At 47.6% G+C, this 19,144-nt stretch carries 18 protein-coding genes, 2 pseudogenes and 1 riboswitch; of the genes and pseudogenes, 14 read left to right on the top strand and 6 right to left on the bottom strand.

Annotation, left to right across the window (positions count from 1 at the left end):
* Positions 1 to 38: 38 nt before the first annotated feature.
* Positions 39 to 1,019, bottom strand: coding sequence for a class II fructose-bisphosphatase (glpX, locus tag KNO90_RS03045; RefSeq protein WP_214741534.1), 981 nt, complete (start codon positions 1,017 to 1,019; stop codon positions 39 to 41).
* Positions 1,020 to 1,177: 158 nt separating this feature from the next.
* Here glpX and KNO90_RS03040 point away from each other — a divergent pair, with 158 nt between their 5' ends.
* Positions 1,178 to 1,621 carry a DUF86 domain-containing protein gene (locus KNO90_RS03040; protein ID WP_214741532.1) on the top strand — a complete coding sequence of 148 codons (444 nt, stop codon included), beginning with the start codon at positions 1,178 to 1,180 and terminating at the stop codon, positions 1,619 to 1,621.
* Positions 1,622 to 1,625: 4 nt separating this feature from the next.
* Positions 1,626 to 2,405 carry a TIGR01457 family HAD-type hydrolase gene (locus KNO90_RS03035; protein ID WP_214741530.1) on the top strand — a complete coding sequence of 260 codons (780 nt, stop codon included), beginning with the start codon at positions 1,626 to 1,628 and terminating at the stop codon, positions 2,403 to 2,405.
* Positions 2,406 to 2,424: 19 nt separating this feature from the next.
* Here the strand turns inward: KNO90_RS03035 and KNO90_RS03030 are convergent, their stop codons facing one another.
* Positions 2,425 to 2,652, bottom strand: a complete 228-nt coding sequence (locus KNO90_RS03030) for a NifU family protein (protein WP_012726833.1) — start codon at positions 2,650 to 2,652, stop codon at positions 2,425 to 2,427.
* A gap of 129 nt (positions 2,653 to 2,781) precedes the next feature.
* Here KNO90_RS03030 and KNO90_RS03025 point away from each other — a divergent pair, with 129 nt between their 5' ends.
* Together KNO90_RS03025 and KNO90_RS03020 are read left to right on the top strand one after the other, a co-directional pair.
* Complete coding sequence (locus KNO90_RS03025) at positions 2,782 to 3,069, top strand: YuzD family protein (protein WP_214741528.1); 288 nt, start codon at positions 2,782 to 2,784, stop codon at positions 3,067 to 3,069.
* A gap of 198 nt (positions 3,070 to 3,267) precedes the next feature.
* Positions 3,268 to 4,554, top strand: a complete 1,287-nt coding sequence (locus KNO90_RS03020; RefSeq protein ID WP_214741526.1) for a globin-coupled sensor protein — start codon at positions 3,268 to 3,270, stop codon at positions 4,552 to 4,554.
* A 37-nt stretch (positions 4,555 to 4,591) separates the two neighbouring features.
* Here KNO90_RS03020 and KNO90_RS03015 read toward each other — a convergent pair whose 3' ends face one another.
* On the bottom strand, positions 4,592 to 5,647 hold the full coding sequence (locus KNO90_RS03015) for an NAD(P)/FAD-dependent oxidoreductase (RefSeq protein ID WP_214741524.1): 1,056 nt from the start codon (positions 5,645 to 5,647) through the stop codon (positions 4,592 to 4,594).
* A gap of 98 nt (positions 5,648 to 5,745) precedes the next feature.
* On the opposite strand from KNO90_RS03015, the gene KNO90_RS03010 reads away from it, so the two are divergent.
* Positions 5,746 to 5,982, top strand: coding sequence for a YuzB family protein (locus tag KNO90_RS03010; RefSeq protein ID WP_012726828.1), 237 nt, complete (start codon positions 5,746 to 5,748; stop codon positions 5,980 to 5,982).
* A gap of 203 nt (positions 5,983 to 6,185) precedes the next feature.
* On the top strand, positions 6,186 to 7,397 hold the full coding sequence (locus KNO90_RS03005) for a NupC/NupG family nucleoside CNT transporter (RefSeq protein WP_214741523.1): 1,212 nt from the start codon (positions 6,186 to 6,188) through the stop codon (positions 7,395 to 7,397).
* A gap of 40 nt (positions 7,398 to 7,437) precedes the next feature.
* On the opposite strand, the pseudogene KNO90_RS03000 reads toward KNO90_RS03005, so the two are convergent.
* Both KNO90_RS03000 and KNO90_RS02995 read right to left on the bottom strand, forming a co-directional pair.
* Positions 7,438 to 8,009, bottom strand: a pseudogene (locus tag KNO90_RS03000) (nucleotidyltransferase family protein).
* Between the two features lie 69 nt (positions 8,010 to 8,078).
* Positions 8,079 to 8,666: an ECF transporter S component gene (locus KNO90_RS02995; RefSeq protein WP_012726825.1), complete on the bottom strand. Its 588-nt coding sequence runs from the start codon at positions 8,664 to 8,666 to the stop codon at positions 8,079 to 8,081.
* A 163-nt stretch (positions 8,667 to 8,829) separates the two neighbouring features.
* A riboswitch (FMN riboswitch) is annotated at positions 8,830 to 8,972 on the bottom strand.
* Between the two features lie 98 nt (positions 8,973 to 9,070).
* Here KNO90_RS02995 and KNO90_RS02990 point away from each other — a divergent pair.
* Positions 9,071 to 9,427 (top strand): HesB/IscA family protein, encoded by a 357-nt coding sequence (locus KNO90_RS02990; RefSeq protein WP_012726824.1) that lies wholly within the window; start codon positions 9,071 to 9,073, stop codon positions 9,425 to 9,427.
* 110 nt (positions 9,428 to 9,537) lie between these two features.
* Positions 9,538 to 10,392 (top strand): Rossmann-fold NAD(P)-binding domain-containing protein, encoded by an 855-nt coding sequence (locus KNO90_RS02985; protein ID WP_215112969.1) that lies wholly within the window; start codon positions 9,538 to 9,540, stop codon positions 10,390 to 10,392.
* A gap of 41 nt (positions 10,393 to 10,433) precedes the next feature.
* Here the strand turns inward: KNO90_RS02985 and KNO90_RS02980 are convergent, their stop codons facing one another.
* On the bottom strand, positions 10,434 to 11,411 hold the full coding sequence (locus KNO90_RS02980; protein WP_074033516.1) for an NAD(P)/FAD-dependent oxidoreductase: 978 nt from the start codon (positions 11,409 to 11,411) through the stop codon (positions 10,434 to 10,436).
* A gap of 263 nt (positions 11,412 to 11,674) precedes the next feature.
* Between KNO90_RS02980 and KNO90_RS02975 the strand changes: the two genes are divergently transcribed.
* From KNO90_RS02975 to KNO90_RS02950, 6 genes and pseudogenes are all read left to right on the top strand, one after another.
* The gene (locus KNO90_RS02975; protein WP_215112968.1) at positions 11,675 to 12,886 is read left to right on the top strand and encodes an NAD(P)/FAD-dependent oxidoreductase; all 1,212 of its coding nucleotides are present in this window, start codon (positions 11,675 to 11,677) and stop codon (positions 12,884 to 12,886) included.
* A gap of 127 nt (positions 12,887 to 13,013) precedes the next feature.
* A complete protein-coding gene (locus KNO90_RS02970) occupies positions 13,014 to 13,331 on the top strand; it encodes a YuiB family protein (protein ID WP_214778073.1) in 318 nt (105 codons plus the stop codon).
* Positions 13,332 to 13,435: 104 nt separating this feature from the next.
* Complete coding sequence (glcT, locus tag KNO90_RS02965) at positions 13,436 to 14,281, top strand: glucose PTS transporter transcription antiterminator GlcT (protein ID WP_012726818.1); 846 nt, start codon at positions 13,436 to 13,438, stop codon at positions 14,279 to 14,281.
* Positions 14,282 to 14,501: 220 nt separating this feature from the next.
* Positions 14,502 to 16,001, top strand: a pseudogene (gene ptsG, locus KNO90_RS02960) (glucose-specific PTS transporter subunit IIBC); the annotation flags it as partial.
* Positions 16,002 to 16,138: 137 nt separating this feature from the next.
* Entirely contained in the window at positions 16,139 to 18,178 is a 2,040-nt protein-coding gene (gene ptsG, locus KNO90_RS02955) for a glucose-specific PTS transporter subunit IIBC (protein ID WP_215112967.1), read from the top strand.
* Positions 18,179 to 18,304: 126 nt separating this feature from the next.
* Positions 18,305 to 19,138 carry an aldo/keto reductase gene (locus KNO90_RS02950; RefSeq protein WP_215112966.1) on the top strand — a complete coding sequence of 278 codons (834 nt, stop codon included), beginning with the start codon at positions 18,305 to 18,307 and terminating at the stop codon, positions 19,136 to 19,138.
* The last annotated feature ends 6 nt before the right edge of the window (positions 19,139 to 19,144 follow it).

Genomic DNA, 19,144 nt, shown 5'->3' with positions numbered 1-19,144 from the left:
AAACGCCTCGCTCATTTTATTGAGCGAGGCGTTTTTGATTAAGCGTTGACTTCGGTTTTTTGTAAGTATGGCTTCAATGACAAGTGGTGTTCGGCCACTACTTTACGAATCGTACGAGTCTTCGAACGCATGACGAGTGATGTCGTTTCGACGATGTCATCTGTCAAGAACTTGACGCCATCGAGCAACTCGCCCGTTGTGACACCTGTTGCGGCGAAGATGCAGTCGTCACTCTTGACGAGGTCGTCGAGTGTGAGAAGTTGGAGGGGATCTTCTAATCCCATTGAAATGACGCGAGCCGATTCTTCTTCGTTCATCGGGTGTAGTCGAGCCTGCATATCTCCACCGAGCGCTTTGACAGCGGCGGCAGTGATGACACCTTCAGGGGCACCGCCTGTACTGATGAAAATATCGATTGGGTTCGTTTTGACGGCAGCTGCGATTCCAGCGGATACGTCTCCATCTTCGAATAGTTTGACGCGTGCGCCGACGTTCATGACGGCTTGGCGAAGATGTTCGTGACGGTCACGATCCTGCATGATCACCGTCACTTCTTCAATCCGTTTATTGTTATATTTCGCCGCTTTTTCGATGATCGACTCGAGTGGTTCATCGAGCGAGACTTTTCCTTTAAGGTTTGGACCGACGACGAGTTTATCCATGTACATATCTGGTGCGTGGAGGAGGGCACCTTGATCCGCTACGGCGATAACGACCATCGCATCTCCGAGGCCTTTTGCGACAATGGATGTTCCTTCGAGTGGGTCAACGGCGATGTCGACTTTTGGGCCGAACGTCGTGCCGAGTCGTTCACCGATGTAGAGCATCGGTGCCTCATCGAGTTCACCTTCTCCGATGACGACCGTTGCGTCCATGTTGACCGTTCCGAGGACTTCGCGCATCGCTGACGTCGCTGCGTCATCGGCCTCGTTCTTTTGCCCACGTCCAATCCATTTCGATGATGCAAGTGCTGCTGCTTCTGTTGCCCGTACGATTTCTAATGCTAATTCACGTTCCATTGTGTTGTACCCTCCGCTTTATCTCTGTTAAATGTGTTATACTTTTTACGGCTTAAATCCGTTGATTAGTGTATCACAATTTTATAAATGATGTAAATAGGACAGATTCTTTTCTCCAGAACGAAAAAGGATTAGTATTAACAACAGGGGGGATCATCATGTATTTTGTGAATAGAGAGAAGATTAATCAGACACTGGAACAAATGGAGAAGATGTTAGCACATACCGACCAATTGAGCGGCGATGCGTTCACGGTAGAACTCGCGAAACAACGAATGGCTGTCCTCCTGATGGAAGGGGTCATCGATGTAGGGAACTCGATGATTGACGGATTCATCATGCGAGACCCGGGTAGCTATGAAGATATTGTCGACATTTTACTCGATGAACGTGTGCTCGATGAAAAGACGGGTAATGCAACCAAAGCACTCGTTGGATTGCGTGCGTACTATGTCCGTGAGTTCGTCGATGCCGACGCGTCACGCTTTGATGAATGGGTGAAGACGTCAAAACAAGATTTTACAGCGTTCTCCACGCAAGTTCGTCACTATTTAGAGGTCGAACTTGGACCAGTGTCCGCATTCTTACCAGAAAGCGAGTGATTGGATGGAACCGATTAAAGGATATTTATTTGATTTAGATGGTACGATGTATGCCGGAACGGAGCCCGTTCAAGCGGCCGTTGATTTCGTCAACGAGTTAGAAGCGACGGGCGTGCCATACTTATTCGTCACGAATAACGCCTCAATGACGCAACAACAGATTGCGGATAAATTGATTTCAATGGGGGCAAATGTGAAGGCGGAGAACGTCTTGACGAGTGCGATGGCGACGGCTTTTTATATTGAGAAGATGTCTCCGGGGGCGAGCGTTTATGTGATTGGAGAAGATGGACTGCGACTCGCTCTTGAATCTCGTGGATTTCACGTCACGGATGAACCGAAAGCGGATTATGTGGTCATCGGTCTCGACCGTCACATCACGTATGAGAAGTTGGCGCGAGGGGCGATCGCCATTCGGTCAGGAGCCCGATTCATTTCGACGAATGGGGATATCGCCATCCCGACAGAACGTGGATTTTTACCAGGGAACGGTGCACTCACATCCGTATTGACGGTGACGACCGAGAAAGAACCGTTCTTCATCGGGAAGCCGGAACCGGTCATGATCGATATCGCGCTCGACATGATTGGGTTGACGAAAGAGGATGTCGTGATGGTCGGGGACAACTATCATACGGATATTCTATTTGGAATCAATGGTGGGATTCGTACCCTTCACGTCAACTCGGGTGTGCACGGTCCAGCATTTGTTCAGGAACAAGAAAAACTCCCAACCTACATGGTTGAGAGTCTAGATGAATGGAAGCACGAAAAAAAGGGATGACACATGTCTCCCTTTTTGCTTAGAATACTTGTTCTACTTCGACAATGCCTGGTACTTCTTCGATGAGCGCACGCTCAATACCGGCTTTAAGCGTGATTGTTGAAGACGGGCAGCTGCCGCAAGCACCCATCAAACGGAGCTTGACGATGCCTTCTTCCACATCAACGAGTTCGACGTCTCCGCCGTCACGAAGCAAGAACGGACGCAATTTATCGAGCACTTCTTGGACTTGATCAAACATTTCCATGGTATCTACCCCTTTCTCGTTCTACTTTATTCTAGCAAGTTTGAGAGTGTTTCTCAATCATTTACGCTGAGCGTTTCGTCATCGAGAGAAGGGGAGATTTTTGTATAATGGTTTCGAGGGGGAATGAAGATGAAAATTACAGTATATGGGGCAGAGGTTCAATGTGCCAGTTGCGTCGGCGCGCCGAGTTCGACCGAGACGTATGAATGGTTGCAAAGTGCGCTCGGACGCAAGTATCCGGAACAGTCCTTTTCGTTCGAGTACATCGATTTCGAACAGAGTGAAGATGAGTTTGCCCAGGCGCTTAAAGACGATGAGTGGTTTTATCCGCTCGTCTTGCTCGACGGGGAAGTGATTGACGAAGGGGTCGTTCAATTACGAAAAGTGTACGCGGCGATTGAAGCAAAACAAAATTAATTCAACCGTAGTATTTCAATCATGAAAGTGAATAGTTAATGACGGACCATGCGGTTGCAAGGTTCGTTTTTTGTTTACCTATTCTTTCGAAAACGATTTTACAACTTTTGACTAACGAGCTAAACTGAACATAACCTGTATAATTTTTATAATATTTTGAAAATTGATTCGAATCCATTACTGAAGGAGGACTGTTCAATGTTTGCCCGAAAACGAAATATGCCAATCCATTTAGACACCTCGTCCCAAATGGAGCACTTGTTGATCGATTTACCGGATGAGTTGGAACGACAACGTCAGTTGATTCGCCTCGAACGTGAAGATCTCGCCTATCTGCGTGCTTATCAACAGGAACTGCGTCAACTGACACCCCGGTTAGTTGATGTGTTTTATGAAGAGCTTGAAAAGATTGACGAGATGAAAGACTTGATTCGGCAACATTCGTCTTCGGACAAATTAAAATTGACCCTTTCCAATCATATTATGGAAATGTTTGAAGGGAAGTTGAATGAAGCATATATCGACCGACGACTTGCCATCGCCAAACGTCATTATCTGATCGGTCTGAAAGGGAAGTGGTATATGGCTGCCTTTCAAAAAATATTTGAGACGCTCGTCTTATCGATTCAACATGAGCAGCTCGATGCGGACTCGAAAATGAAACTTATGATGGCCGTCTCAAAAATCTTTAACTTCGAGCAACAAATCGTCCTCGAGATGTTTGATGATGAAGCGGACGTTGTCCGTGACCAGATGCAGCACGTGAAAGATGAAATCAGTCAGACGATCCAACAGGCGAGTGAAGATTTGGCAGCCCTCTCCCAAGAGGTCATGGCCAGTTTTCAGTCGATGAATGAACGGGCAGATGATATGAAGCATTCAAGTTCACTGACGCAGACAAAACTTAGGACGGTACTTCACTCTTCGGTGAGCGGGAAAGATACGATTTTATCAGAGACGGGACGACTTGACGAGATTGCACGGGACCTGTCCGATTCTGCTCAAGAGATCAAGGCACTTGAAAGATTGATGAATGAGATCATGACGATTGCAGATTCAGTCAAACAAATCGCCAATCAGACGAACCTACTCAGTTTGAATGCTGCGATTGAAGCGGCACGGGCAGGAGAGCAAGGAAAAGGATTCCAAGTCGTCGCATCAGAAGTACGAACGCTTGCGAGTCAGTCAAAACAAGCAGCGGAAGAAGTCGAAGATTTGGTGAAGCGGCTAACGAATCAGATGGAAGAGACATCAAGCCGAGTCCTCTCAACCGAGCAAGAGATGAAGCAGACGATGGGACGAATCAATCAAGTGACAGATGCCTTCCTCCAAATCTCGGGCGATTCGGAACACGCCGACGGACAGATGGGCAGTCTCGCTGGAGACATTGATGAAATCGTAGAGTCGATTGCCGAGCTCAAGCGGGCGACGACACAAATTGCAACGTCATCGACACAGTTAATGGATACCGCACAACGTTTATAAAAAGAGTGGCAGTCCGGCGACTGCCACTCTTTCCTGTTTATTTAATGACTTTATGTTTCCAAAGGATGCCGGACTTCAATAGTCGGGCGACTTTACCGGTGAGTGATTGTTTCCCCATGAACACCCCAAAGCCAGCCTTCTTCCCGAGGGAACCGAGCGTCCCTTTCAGTTTGATGTCTGGTAACTCCGGATAAGACAGTCCCTTCCACTTACAAAGAAGAACTTGGACGATTTGTTCGGCCTGAGCTTCTGCGAGTTGTCCGGATGGTGCATATGGCAAGCTTGCATTGTCACCAACGACAAATACGTCCGGGAGTCCCGGGACGAAATGATGTTCTGTCAACTTCACACGTCCGCCCCCATCAAGTTCCCAACCTTGATTACGTACAACGGCCACCGGTTGAATCCCGGCCGTCCAAACGGTCAAGTCAGACGGGAACAAGTCTTCATGGTTCCATAAACCATCGGCATCGACGCGTGTAATATTGGCGTTGTTGATGACTTCGACGCCGTGTTCCTCGAACCACGACTGAACGTACATCGAGACACGATTGGATAAGAACGAGAGCACCGAAGGTCCACGGTCGAACAAACGGACCGTCAAATCAGGACGGCTCTCACGCAATTCACTTGCGAGTTCGACACCGGATAGTCCGGCACCGACGACAGAAACGACCGAGCCTGGTCGTAGACCGTTGATGGCTTGTTGTGTCTTACGTGACTCTTCAAGTGTTTGAATACTGTACGTGAACTCCGCAGCCCCTTGAACGTTGTGGTATTTGTCTTCACAGCCTAGTCCGATGACGAGGTCATCATAAGGCACTTTTTCTCCACTCGCGAGCAGAACCATCTTGTCTTCGGTGTCGATGTCCGTGACTTGTCCGTATATGTAATCAATTTCTTCCGGAAAGTCGATGCGAATATCGCGGTCCGAGACCGTTCCTGCGGCCAGTGCGTAATACTCTGTTTTTAATCCATGATAAGGCAAGCGATCGACGAGCGTGACCGAGATGTCTTGTAACTGATGTCCAAGTACTCTCTCGATGACACGCATTCCCCCGTAACCGCCTCCCAAGACGACTAATTTGCGCATAATAATCCCCCTTTGTTACTCTTCAACTGTATCATGTTATAATCTGCCGTAGAAGAACCATTTTCCGATAATTCACATATAGAAAGACGGTGACATATATGATGAATCCAATCATCGAATTTTGTGCCTCGAATTTGGCGATGGGCTCACAGATTGCCCGGGCTAAATTAGAATCCGATCCAGACCTTGATGTGGTCGAATATGGCTGTACAGGCTACTGTGGTGTCTGTTCCCTTGATCTCTTTTGCCTTGTCGACGGGGAAGTCGTGACGGGTGAAACACCTGAAGAACTTGTGACGAAAGTGTATGAAAAAATTGAAGAGATGGCATGGTAAAAAGTTTGAGGGATGACCTCAAACTTTTTTATTTCACCCGTTGCATTTTAAAAAAAGGGATGTTATATTCTAAGAGGTTCGAATGTAGGTTGTCTGACGTTTAACAACGGAGAAAAAGAAAGCGTTTCAAACGGTAGGGCACATCTCTTTTCGGGTATGACACATATAATCGCTTTGTTTAATATGAAAGGAGCACAACATCAATGAAAATCATGAGTGTGGTTGGTATTTTGGCACTAATTGCAATCGCTTACATCTTCTCTACCAACCGTAAAGCCATTAAATGGCGCACGGTCTTGGCAGCATTTGCTGTTCAATTCGCATTTGCATTCCTCGTCTTGTATACGGCATGGGGACGTAAGGCACTTGAATGGATCTCGAGCGGGGTTCAAGCTATCTTGAACACAGCCGGTGACGGGATTGCCTTCGTATTCGGAACAGCAGTCGGTGGCGACAACTTCGTCTTCGCATTCCAAGTTCTTCCGATCATCATCTTCATGTCATCATTAATCGCATTGCTTTACTACCTTGGGGTTATGCAGTGGGTCATCCGTATCCTCGGTACTGCCCTCGCGAAAGCACTTGGTACGTCACGTAAAGAGTCACTTTCAGCAACAGCGAACATCTTCGTCGGTCAAACGGAAGCACCGCTTGTCATCAAGCCGTACCTTCCTACAATGACACAGTCTGAGCTCTTCGCAGTTATGGTCGGGGGTCTCGCATCAGTTGCCGGTTCTGTACTTGCTGGATACGCAGCACTCGGTGTACCACTCGAATACTTGCTCGCAGCGAGCTTCATGGCAGCACCAGCTGGTCTCTTGTTCGCGAAAATCATCGTGCCAGAAACAGAAGAGTATGATGATGACATCGAAATTGTAGAAGATGAAGAAGACAGAGCGGCGAACTTCGTCGATGCAGCGGCACGTGGTGCTTCTGACGGTCTCTTCCTTGCATTGAACGTCGGTGCGATGCTTCTCGCATTCGTTTCATTGATTGCGCTCGTTAACTTGATTCTCGGTTCGGTCGGTGGACTCTTTGGATTTGATAGCTTGTCACTCGAATTGATTCTCGGTTACGTCTTCGCACCACTCGCATTCGTAATCGGTGTACCATGGGCTGATGCTGTACAATTCGGTAGCTTCCTTGGTCAAAAACTAGTCTTGAACGAATTCGTTGCCTTCTCTGAGTTCGCGCCAATCATCGGTTCTGGTGATTTGTCAGCTCGTACAGAAGCGATGATTGCATTCGCACTTTGTGGTTTCGCAAACATCTCGTCACTCGCGATCCTTCTCGGTGGTCTTGGTGGTATGGCACCAAACCGTCGTGGCGACATCGCACGTATGGGTGTTCTCGCGATTCTCGCAGGTACGCTTGCTAACTTAATGTCAGCTACATTGGCTGGACTTCTTCTTTAATCGGTAAAAGAAAACGCGATCACTTCGGTGATCGCGTTTTTTAGTATGAGGAGGATGTATGTATAGTTATGTTTGGCCATTTGGCGGGCCAGTTCTTTTCCTTTAAACGCTTCTGGTAAATGGAGTGCTTTGAAGTGCTCGAATCGAAAAGTGGTGTCGGTTTTATGTTCATGGTGACTAAATCTTGAATTCCGTAAGGGGTGGCGAGGGTGAGTGAATCGTCCGCTTGGAGACGTACCCCAATCGCGGTCACGGTCTCGGGGAAGTGCGCTAACGCATCGACCGATGACGTATATGGTGGTAGGTGGTTCACATGATGCATCCTTGCTTGGTTTTTGACGGACCAAGGTACGTTTGGAGTGAAGCGAATTAATCGCTGTTCAAGTTCTTTCTCGACTGCTTCATCTGGTTGGTTCGGGTCGAAATAAATCACATCCACATCATCCGTCTCAGTCGATGTTTCGTATCCATGAAGGTGGTCCACACTTTTGCCCGAATGTATCCCGCACAAATCCACCAATCGGGTAAATCGAGGCGGGCGACGGTATGGAGATGCTGCATAAGCTCAGCGTCTTGTTTTAGAAAATGAATCAAGTTCTGTTCATCTACCATGATGAAATGACCTCCTTATGATGTGATTAAAAAAAGCACCTAGGCAAAGCCCAGATGCACGTATATCGGTTATGCTTGAAGTTGTACGCGCTGACGTTCGATCCACGGCTTCAATTTCAAGAAGAGTGGGACGAAGAGCGCACTGATCAAGATCGCTTTAATCAAGTTGAACGGTAAGATCCCGTAAAGGACAAGGTCCGTTTTCACGGCCGGGTCGGCCATGTCTGCCATTCCGAAGAAGAAGGCGTAAGCTGGCAAGATGACGAGATAGTTTAAGATAGCGAGGCTGAGTGCCATTGTGATTGTCCCAGCAAGTAATCCAGAAGCGAGTGCTTTGTTCGACTTGCGCTTATGGTAGAACCAAGCGACCGGGTACATGAATGCGACACCTGCGAAGAAGTTTGCGACTTCTCCGACTGGGACACCGCCACCGTTAAAGACGTAGTACAAGACGTTTTTCAATCCGACGACCACGACTCCTGCGAGTGGGGAGAAGACGATTCCGGCAATGAGTGCGGGAATGTCACTAAAGTCCACTTTGAGGAATGGCGGTAAAAATGGGAGCGGGAAGTTGAATAGCATGAGTACGAACGAGATCGTCCCGAGCATCGCCAAAGTCACCATTGTTGTCAGTCGTTTGTTACGCGTAGTTTTCATCAGAATCTCTCCTTTAGGTCGCTCCTCGATGAATGGCACCCGTCGCATATAAAAACCCGATTGCAATGAAGACAATCGGGAGAGTTTACGCGCATACGAAATAGATGTTTTCCGAGGTGGGAAAGTCCACGTCAAAGAAAACATCCGGATATCGGTCGGATGCCGCCATCTTCTCCCATCCAGACTATACTGTCGGCTTTCGAATCTCACGAAATCAGCAAGCAACGCCTTGCTCGCTCACGGGCTGAGAAGAATAAATTCTTCAATACCGCCGGTCGGGAATTTCACCCTGCCCCGAAGATGGAACGATTTAATTTTTTTTGTTACAGTTTAGTTATACAAGATAATCTACAAGATGACAAGTCAATTGACTTGAATTGAAGATAAAATAAGGAGGAGTTCAGATGATTCATTTAACAGAGTCAGCCGCACTTCAAGTGCAAGAGATGATGAAGCAGACCGAACGTCCGGATGCGCAATACTTGCGGGTTAAAGTTCAAGGTGGCGGATGTACAGGACTTTCATACGGAATGGGCTTTGATGAGGAAAAGACGGACAAAGACGTTCAATTCGACCATCATGGCGTCCGTGTCATCGTTGCAGAAGCAGATCATGGGGTCGTCGATGGGCTAGAGATTGACTACAAGCAGTCTATGCTCGGTGGAGGCTTCACGATTAAAAATCCGAATGCCATCGCCACATGTGGTTGTGGCTCGAGTTTCCGCACGGCAACGAACGCAGGTACACCAGGTGAATGCTAACCCTTTCGGACTATGGGAAACCATAGTCTTTTTTGTGCGATTCGACCAGTTACGGAACGTCGGGGAAAGGGAATGTAGGAAAGAGAATCGCATTGAAGGGGGTTAGGGTGATGAGGAAAGTATTGATTTTTGGAGGATCGCGTTATTTTGGGAAACGACTTGCCTTGCGACTCGCTGAGGCGGGGGATGATGTGACGATTGTGACGAGGGGGCAACTACAAGTACCGGAAGCCGAAGGGATTCGATCGGTCAAAGGAGACCGGCAATCGGTCGCGACGATGAAAGACTTGGCACGGGAACGGTACGATCTCGTCTATGACAATATTTGTTTTACGCCGTATCAGGCAAAAATCGCCTCGGATGCGTTCATGGACAAAGTCGGGAAATATGTGCTGACGTCGACGATGTCGGTTTATGCACCGGGACCTGATTTGAAAGAGAGCGACTTTAATCCGCTCCATTACGAATACCATCTCGAAGCCGAGCATGACTACGGGCAAGGGAAACGGGAGGCGGAGTCATTCTTCTTCCATCGCGCCTCGTTCCCAGTCGCGACCGTTCGCTTACCGATTGTACTCGGACCAGATGACTATACAGATCGACTCAAATTTTATGTGGATGCCATTCGGAATGAGGAACCGGTTGTCTTGCATCATCCGGAAGCGAAAATGGGCTTCATTTCGAGTACGGAAGCGGCTGCCTTCCTAGAATGGGTCGGACGTGCGAATGTGACAGGACCGTTCAATGCGGCGAGTGATGGTCTCATCTCCATGGGGGCTTTGATGGAACGGATCGGTCAACACGTCGGAAAACCTGTCCAGATCATAAAAGATGGGGAGTCGTCCCCATATGATTCGGATGTCGACTATTATATGTCAATCGCTGAGGCGAAGAAGGCGGGCTTTGTATTCACGCAACTCGATGACTGGATCGATCGGGTCATCGTTCAAACGATGAAAAGATAAAAAAACGCTTCTGTGGATGTGGTCCACAGAAGCGTCTTCAATTATTTCCCGGCAAATACAGATGTCGAGTGTTGTGGGTGACGAGCGGTCGGGTCCACAAGTTGCTTCACTTGGTTGATGGCGATTGGGGCTTCACCGAACCCAGTCGCAATCAATTTTACTTTCCCTTCGTATGTGGCGATATCACCGCAAGCGAAGATACCAGCGACTGTCGTTTCCATACGGGAGTCAACGCGGATCGTGTTTTTCTCGAATTCCATTCCCCAGTTCTTGATAGGACCGAGCGATGACACGAATCCGTAGTTACAAATCAAATCATCGATTTCAACGATTTTTGACTCGCCATCTTTATCCGTCAATTCGACAGATTCGATGTGTGTCTCGCCTGAAAGTGACTCGATGTTATAAGGCGTGAGGACGTTGATCGTCGATGCCTTCATCTGTTCGACCGTATGTTCGTGAGCGCGGAAACGGTCACGACGGTGAACGATGTGTACTTCTTTCGCGATGCCTTCTAGCATGAGTGCCCAGTCGACGGCTGAATCGCCACCACCGGCGATCATGACACGGCGATCACGGAATTTCTCCATATTGTCGACGAAGTAATGAAGGTTGGCGTAATCTTCGCAACCATCGAGCCCGAGAGGACGAGCCGAGAAGGCACCGTTTCCGGCAGTGATGATGACTGCTTTTGTGTGGTACTCTTCCTTGTTTGTCGTCAATACGAACGTGCCGTCCTCGAGACGTTCCACCGTTTCAACCGTTTCACCGAGACGGTAATCTTGTTCGAATTGATCTGCTTGTGCTTTTAACTGATCGATCAAGTCTTGTGCCTTCACTTTCGGGAAACCGGCAATATCATAAATATATTTTTCAGGATAGAGCGTCGACAATTGGCCACCGAGTTGCGGTAAGCTTTCAATCAACGTCGTATCGAGTTGGCGCATGCCTGCATAAAATGCGGTGAACAGTCCGACAGGGCCGCCACCGATGATGATTACATCTTTCGTCGTCTTCATCGAATTCCTCCTCAAAGCGTATACATCTATTATAGTAAGTTTATTGAATTAAATCCATTCAGTACAAACATGCAACACTTTCAAAAAAAATTCAAGAAGATAAGCTTTTCCATTGAGAATTCAATATAAAGAGCGTACAATGGAACAGAAGCAATTGTGAACAGACGTTGAACAAGAAAAGGCTTTATTGTGAACATCTATGTGAAGAAACACACAACATGGTTGTTCAAAAAAACAAAACTTTAAACAAGGTGGAAATGAACATGAAACGACCTAACATTGTTATTCTTGGCGCGGGCTTTGGTGGACTCATCACAGCTGTCAACCTTCAAAAGACACTCGCTGCAGGTGATGCGAACATCACGCTCATCAACAAACACGATTATCATTACCAAACAACTTGGCTTCACGAACCAGCTGCTGGAACGATGAACCCAGACCAAGCACGCATTTACATTAACGACATTGTGAACCCATCACGTGTGAAACTTGTCAAAGGGATCGTCGATCGCGTCGATACTGCTGCAAATCAAGTGATGCTTGAAGATGGATCTGTCGTTGAATACGACTATGTCGTCATCGGTCTCGGCGGCGTACCTGAGACGTTCGGTATCCCGGGCTTGAAAGAAAACGCCATGACAATCAGTTCGTTGAACAGCGTTCGTAAAATTAAAGAACACATCGAATATTCATTCGCTCAATATAAAACAAACGGTTCTTCAGACAACTCGTACGTGACGATCGTTGTCGGTGGTGCTGGATTCACAGGAATCGAATTCCTCGGTGAAATCGTCAACCGGATCCCTGAACTTTGCAAACAATATGACGTTCCACGCGAAGCGGTTCGCATCGTCAACATTGAAGCAGCGCCAACAGTTCTTCCAGGATTCGATCCAGAACTCACAACATACGCACAGAAATGGTTGGAGCGTAACGGTGTCGAGATGAAACTTGGTAACGGCATCAAAGGTGTTGAGCCAGGTGTTGTCACATTTGGTCCACTTCAAGGTGACACGACTGAAACGATCCACGCCAACACAATCATTTGGACAGGTGGCGTGAGTGGTAGCCCAATCGTTGAAAAATCAGGATTCGAAGCCGTTCGTAACCGTGTGATGGTCGAAGCGGACAACCGTGCGCCAGGTCACGATAACGTCTTCATCATCGGTGATTGCTCAGCGGTCATGGACCCAGCATCAAACCGTCCGTACCCACCGACGGCACAAATCGCAACACAACAAGCGCACAACGTAGCGAAAAACATTGCGGCACTCATCAACGGTAAATCGACTTCGAAGTTCACTTACGAAAGCAAGGGAACAGTCGCTTCACTCGGACACAACGATGGAATCGGAATCGTGATGGGCAAAAAAATCTTCGGTCGCAACGCGTCATTCATGAAGAAAGTGATCGATAACAAACACTTCATCGAATTGAAAAAATATGGCCTTGTCCTTAAAAAAGGGAAGTTCTAATTTTCATTCTTGTACGGCTCGTTCTGATTCAGAACGGGCTGTTTTTCTTTAGAAATTGTCGTGCGAAGTTCTTTGACCTGATTGGTTGAAATTTTGTATAATGGAGAGCGGACAAGGGGGGCAACACATGCATATTATCCAAGCAGTCATTGGGGCCGTTTTATATATGACGATTTTCTTCAGCATCGGCTTCATTTTGAATATGTTACTTAAAAAGACATGGACACTCGTGTTCATTTATCCAATTTTTGTCATCATGATGATTGATAATGTCAAACTTTCGAGTTACGTGACCGAGACATCGACCGCACTTACGAGTGTCTATAAAGGACTCGTCGGATTGCAGGTTCTCGATCTATTCATGCTCGGCTTTGGATTGCTCGGTGCAATTCTAGCTGGTGTGACGATTCGTTTCTTACGAAAGAGCGGTTATTCAATGTTTTAATTGGCGACAGAAATGTTCGCCTTTTTTGTTTTGTCCCTACTTTTTTAGGGCATGAACCGATATACTAGATAGCGAAACGATTTTTAGTAAGGGATGCGATGCGAATGACATTACCGATGTATACGATCAAAAAAGTGTTGAATAATAGCGTTGTCATTTGTCAACATGATACGGATCCGGAAGTCATTCTACTCGGGAAGGGGATTGGCTTTGGCAAAAAACCAGGCGACCTCGTCGACCCGGCCAGCGTCCCGGAGAAAGTGTATCAACTGACAGATAAAGAAGAGCAATCTCAATATCAGGAACTCGTCAAACATGTCGACGAGGACTTCATTGCGTTCATGCAAGAGATTGTCGGCTTCATTGAGACGAGTACGGGCAAGAAAGTGGATGAGCACATCCATATCGGCTTGACCGACCACTTGTTCTTCACGATGAAACGAATCGAGCAAGGGATGGAAGTGACGAATCCGTTTTTACTCGAGACGGAATCACTCTATCCAAACGAGTTTGCGCTCGCGGAACGAATCGTCGATATGTTCCATGAACGATTGAATGTTTTGCTCCCGGATGCGGAGACTGGATTCATTGCCCTTCATATCCATTCGGCGACGACGTTTAAAAATGTTCTCGAGGTCAATCGCCATAACCAAATCATCGGGCAGATTGTCCAAACGATTGAAAGTCGTTTGAACGTAAAAATGGACCGAACTTCACTCGATTATAAGCGCTTACTTCGGCACTTAAGGTACGCCGTTGAGCGGGTTGCGACGGGTGAGACGGTCGAGGCACCACAAAAAATTGAAAAGGTGTTGCGCGACGAATATCCGCTATGCTATAGTACTGCTTGGGAGCTGATGGGTATCATGGAACGCGAATTAAAGCGTCCGGTCCCACGAGGTGAAGCGACATACTTGACGATGCATCTCCAGCGCCTAACAAGTAGATAAATGATACCACGTGTCTTACGTGTTACTGATTCGATCAGGCATGAGTAAGGAGTGGAACGTTATGTGATTTCTCTTTGGGAGAGGTCTACGTTCTATCCTTATTCATGCCTTTTCTGTTTTTATAAACGTGATTTATGAAAACGTTTAGATACGTCGGTTGTCTGACATCTACATCGCTATCATATTGTTTATACGTACTTAAAAAAAGGAGGAAATGTTGATGTTTAAGCAGATTTTTGGTGTTCTTCAAAAAGTCGGTAAAGCACTTATGCTTCCAGTTGCAATCTTGCCGGCAGCCGGTCTTCTTCTTGCATTCGGTAACGCAATGCAAAACCCACAACTTACATCACGCGCTGGTTGGTTAACAAACGAAGGCGTTGTGAAATTCGCTCAATTGATGGAGCAAGCAGGTGGAATCATCTTCTCGAACTTGGCGCTCTTGTTCGCAGTCGGTGTCGCCATCGGTTTAGCTGGTGACGGGGTTGCCGGACTTGCCGCAATCGTTGGATTCTTGATCATGAACAAAGTTATGGGTGTTTGGCTCGAACTCACACCTGATGTGTTGGCTCAAGGTGACCCAGCATACGCGAACGTACTCGGTATCCCAACACTCCAAACAGGGGTATTCGGAGGGATCATCATGGGTCTCATCGCCGCATGGGCCTATAACAAGTACTTCAATATTGAATTGCCACAGTTCCTTGGCTTCTTCGCTGGTAAACGTTTCGTTCCAATCGTAACAGCAGTAGCAGCTGTCGTTGCTGGTTTGGTTATGCTCTTGATCTGGCCACCAGTTCAACACGGATTGAACTCATTCTCTAACTTCATGTTGAATGAAAACCGTACGTTGGCAGCATTTGTCTTCGGATTAATCGAACGTTCATTGATTCCGTTCGGTCTTCACCACATCTTCTATTCACCATTCTGGTTTGAATTCGGTTCATACACAGATGCAGCGGGTAACGTCGTTCGTGGTGACCAAGCGATCTTCTTCGCACAAATTCGTGATGGCGCTGAATTGACAGCAGGTACGTTCATGACTGGTAAATTCCCATTCATGATGTTCGGTCTTCCTGCAGCAGCACTCGCAATGTACCATGAAGCACGTCCTGAGCGTAAAGCGGTTGTCGGTGGTCTCTTGGCTTCTGCTGCCCTTACATCGTTCTTGACTGGTATCACAGAACCAATCGAGTTCTCATTCTTGTTCGTCGCACCACTTCTCTTCGCAGTACACGCAGTATTCGCGGGTCTTTCGTTCATGACGATGCACCTCTTGAACGTTAAGATCGGGATGACGTTCTCTGGTGGTTTGATCGACTTCTTGCTCTTCGGTGTTCTTCCAGGTCGTACGGCTTGGTGGCTCGTCATTCCAGTCGGTCTCGTGTTCGCAGTTGTTTACTACTTCGGATTCCGTTTCGTTATCCGCAAATTCAACCTCAAAACACCAGGTCGTGAAGATGAGGTTGTTGAACAATCAACAGCTACTGGTTCAGAACTTGCACAAGATATCCTCGTCGGTCTTGGTGGCTCACAAAACATCAAGCACCTCGATGCATGTATCACACGTCTTCGTGTCGAAGTAAAAGATAAGAACCAAGTCAACAAAGATGAGTTGAAACGTCTTGGCGCATCTGGTGTCCTTGAAGTTGGTAACAACATTCAAGCCATCTTCGGACCACGTTCGGACGCATTGAAATCAGAAATTCAAGCGGTCATCGCTTCAGGTAACGAGAAGAAAGCAAACTAATTGATGACCTAGACCAATCCTTCGGGGTTGGTCTTTTCTTTTTATATGAAACGGTTTCATCCAAACGTTAGAGGGAAAAAGTAAGTATTCTGACAAAGGAGGGAACCATGATGTGGAAGAAAGTGTTTGGTGTTTTACAACGGGTCGGGAAAGCACTCATGCTTCCGGTTGCGATCTTACCGGCAGCCGGTCTTCTCTTGGCGTTTGGTACCGCATTTCAAAACCCGGACCTCGTTGATTTACTCCCGTTTCTGGCAAATGACTCACTTGTCCTGATTTGGCAAGTCATGACGGATGCCGGGGACATCGTCTTCGCAAACTTAGGTTTGCTGTTCGCTGTCGGGGTCGCAATCGGCCTAGCGAACGGGGATGGGGTTGCAGGTCTTGCAGCCATTGTCGGTTATTTGATCATGAACAAAGTCATCAGCACGTGGAATGGGATTACCGCGGAAATCGCTCAAGGTGACCCGCAGTATGCAACCGTTCTTGGTATTCCGACACTCCAAATGGGGGTATTCGGGGGTATTATCGCAGGTCTTGTTGCAGCGTATGCGTACAACAAGTATTTCAACATCAAGTTGCCAGATTTCTTAGGGTTCTTTGCAGGAAAACGGTTCGTCCCGATTGCGACGGCCGCGTTCAGTTTGATTCTCGGGATTGCACTCGCGTATATATGGCCACCGATTGGGAATGCCATCAATACATTCTCAAGTACGGTCATTGAGGCAAACGTTGCGTTATCAGCATTTATCTTTGGATTGGTAGAGCGTTCCTTGATTCCGTTCGGTCTTCACCATATTTGGTATTCTCCGTTTTGGTTCCAATTCGGGGAGTATACGAACAAAGCGGGAGATCTCGTGCAAGGGGACCAGCGGATCTTCTTCGCACAACTTCGTGACGGTGTCGAATTCACAGCCGGGACATATATGACCGGGAAATTCCCATTCATGATGTTCGGACTACCGGCTGCCTGTCTCGCCATGTTCCACACGGTTCCGAAAGAACGTCGGAAAGACGTCGAAGGTCTCTACTTCTCGGCAGCTCTTACGTCGTTCTTGACAGGGATTACCGAACCGGTTGAATTTTCATTCGTCTTCGTCGCACCACTTCTCTTCGGGATTCACGCCGTCTTTGCCGGCCTCTCCTTCATGACGATGCATTTACTCAACGTCAAGATTGGGATGACGTTCTCTGGTGGTCTCATTGACTATCTGTTATTCGGTGTCTTACCGAACCGAACGGCATGGTGGCTCGTCATCCCGGTCGGTCTCGTCTTTGCGGTCATCTATTACTTCGGGTTCCGTTTTGCCATTACGAAGTTTGACCTGAAAATTCCGGGTCGAGATGTTCAAACAGGGGCGAAAGCGGATCGAGACGGTATCGGAGACGACTTACCTTATGAGGTACTTGTCGGACTCGGTGGACCTGAAAACATCAAACACTTGGATGCATGTATTACGCGTCTTCGTGTCACAGTCAATGATGTGAAACAAGTCGACAAAGATCTTCTGAAAGATCTAGGTGCCGCCGGAGTCTTGGAAGTGGGCGATAACATTCAAGCCATCTTCGGACCAAAATCCGATACGCTCAAATCGCAAATCGCGACTATCATTGAAGGTGGCGAATATAAACCAAAAGAAAAAGTAGAGAAGGCCGTCATCACACCGGAGGCGGCTGAACAAGCCGACCATCGCTTCTTGGCCCCGATGTCAGGCGTGTTGCTCTCACTCGATGAAGTACCGGACCAAGTCTTCTCCGGTCGCATGATGGGTGAAGGATTTGCCATTGAACCGAGCTCCGGTCAGGTCGTTTCGCCGGTGACGGGTCAAATCACGACATTCTTCCCGACGAAACATGCAATCGGTATCTTAGCTGACGATGGACGAGAACTATTGATTCACGTCGGTCTCGATACGGTCAATTTAAAAGGGGAAGGATTTACGGCAAAAGTCGAAGAAGGCGCCCGGGTCGAAGCGGGAGACGTCCTTCTCGAAGTTGACCTCAGTGCGATTCGAGATAAAGTGCCGTCACTGATCACACCGATCATTTGGACGAACGGAGACGGAAAAGTCGTCGTCGTACCGTTCGGTGAGACGGTTGTGGCAGGGGAAGCGCTCGATTTTAGAGCCGATGACAGAGGACCAGAATAAACACCGTATTACGCCGCTCCTGACAAAGGAGCGGTTTTTTTGTGTAGTTACTTCAATGTGCCCTATTCCGGAAAGTGAGAATCCCGATTATAGTGAAGAAGAATTCTCACGAAAGAAGGGGTACAAATGAAACAATCTATAGAGTTGAATCACGGTCAGAAAGCCATTCCTACCATCGGACTTGGCGTCTTTAAAGTAGAGGACGGAGATACGGTCATCGATGCCGTCGTGGAAGCGATTCGTCAAGGATACCGCCACATCGATACGGCAGCTGTTTATGAGAACGAGGAAGGTGTCGGAATCGGAATTCGAAAAGGAATGGAGATGGCGAATATTTCCCGGGACGATCTATTCATCACATCGAAGCTATGGAACGCCGATCAAGGTTACGACGCCGCTATCGCCGCCTATGAGGCGTCGCTCGTTCGTCTTGGATTAGATCAATTGGATTTGTACTTGATACATTGGCCGGTAGAAGACAAAATTGTCGACTCTTGGCGTGCGCTTGAAACGTTGTATCGAGAGGGACGTGTCGGAGCGGTCGGAGTGAGTAACTTCCAGATTCATCACCTGGAGACATTGGCTGCAAACAGTGAACTCGTTCCAGCCGTGAACCAAGTCGAGCGGCATCCGTTGCTTCGTCAAACCGAATTAGCATCGTATATGACTGAGCACGGCATCGTACCGGTCGCTTGGGCACCGCTCATGCAAGGTGGGCTGTTCGAAGAGCAGACTTTAGTAGAGGTCTCGAAAGAAGTTAATCGTTCCGTCGCTCAAGTGATGTTACGGTGGCATCTTCAGACGGGGTGGGTCATCATTCCAAAATCGATCAAACCACATCGAATCGAAGAGAACTTCAGCGTATTCGATTTTGAGTTGAGTCTAGAACAAATGGAACGAATCGATGCATTCGACGAGCATAAACGTGTCGGACCGGATCCGGACGATTTTGATTTTTAATCAAGT

The sequence above is a fragment of the Exiguobacterium sp. s63 genome (assembly GCF_018617335.1).
Taxonomy (GTDB): domain Bacteria; phylum Bacillota; class Bacilli; order Exiguobacteriales; family Exiguobacteriaceae; genus Exiguobacterium.
This window is presented reverse-complemented; position numbering and strand designations above follow the sequence as displayed.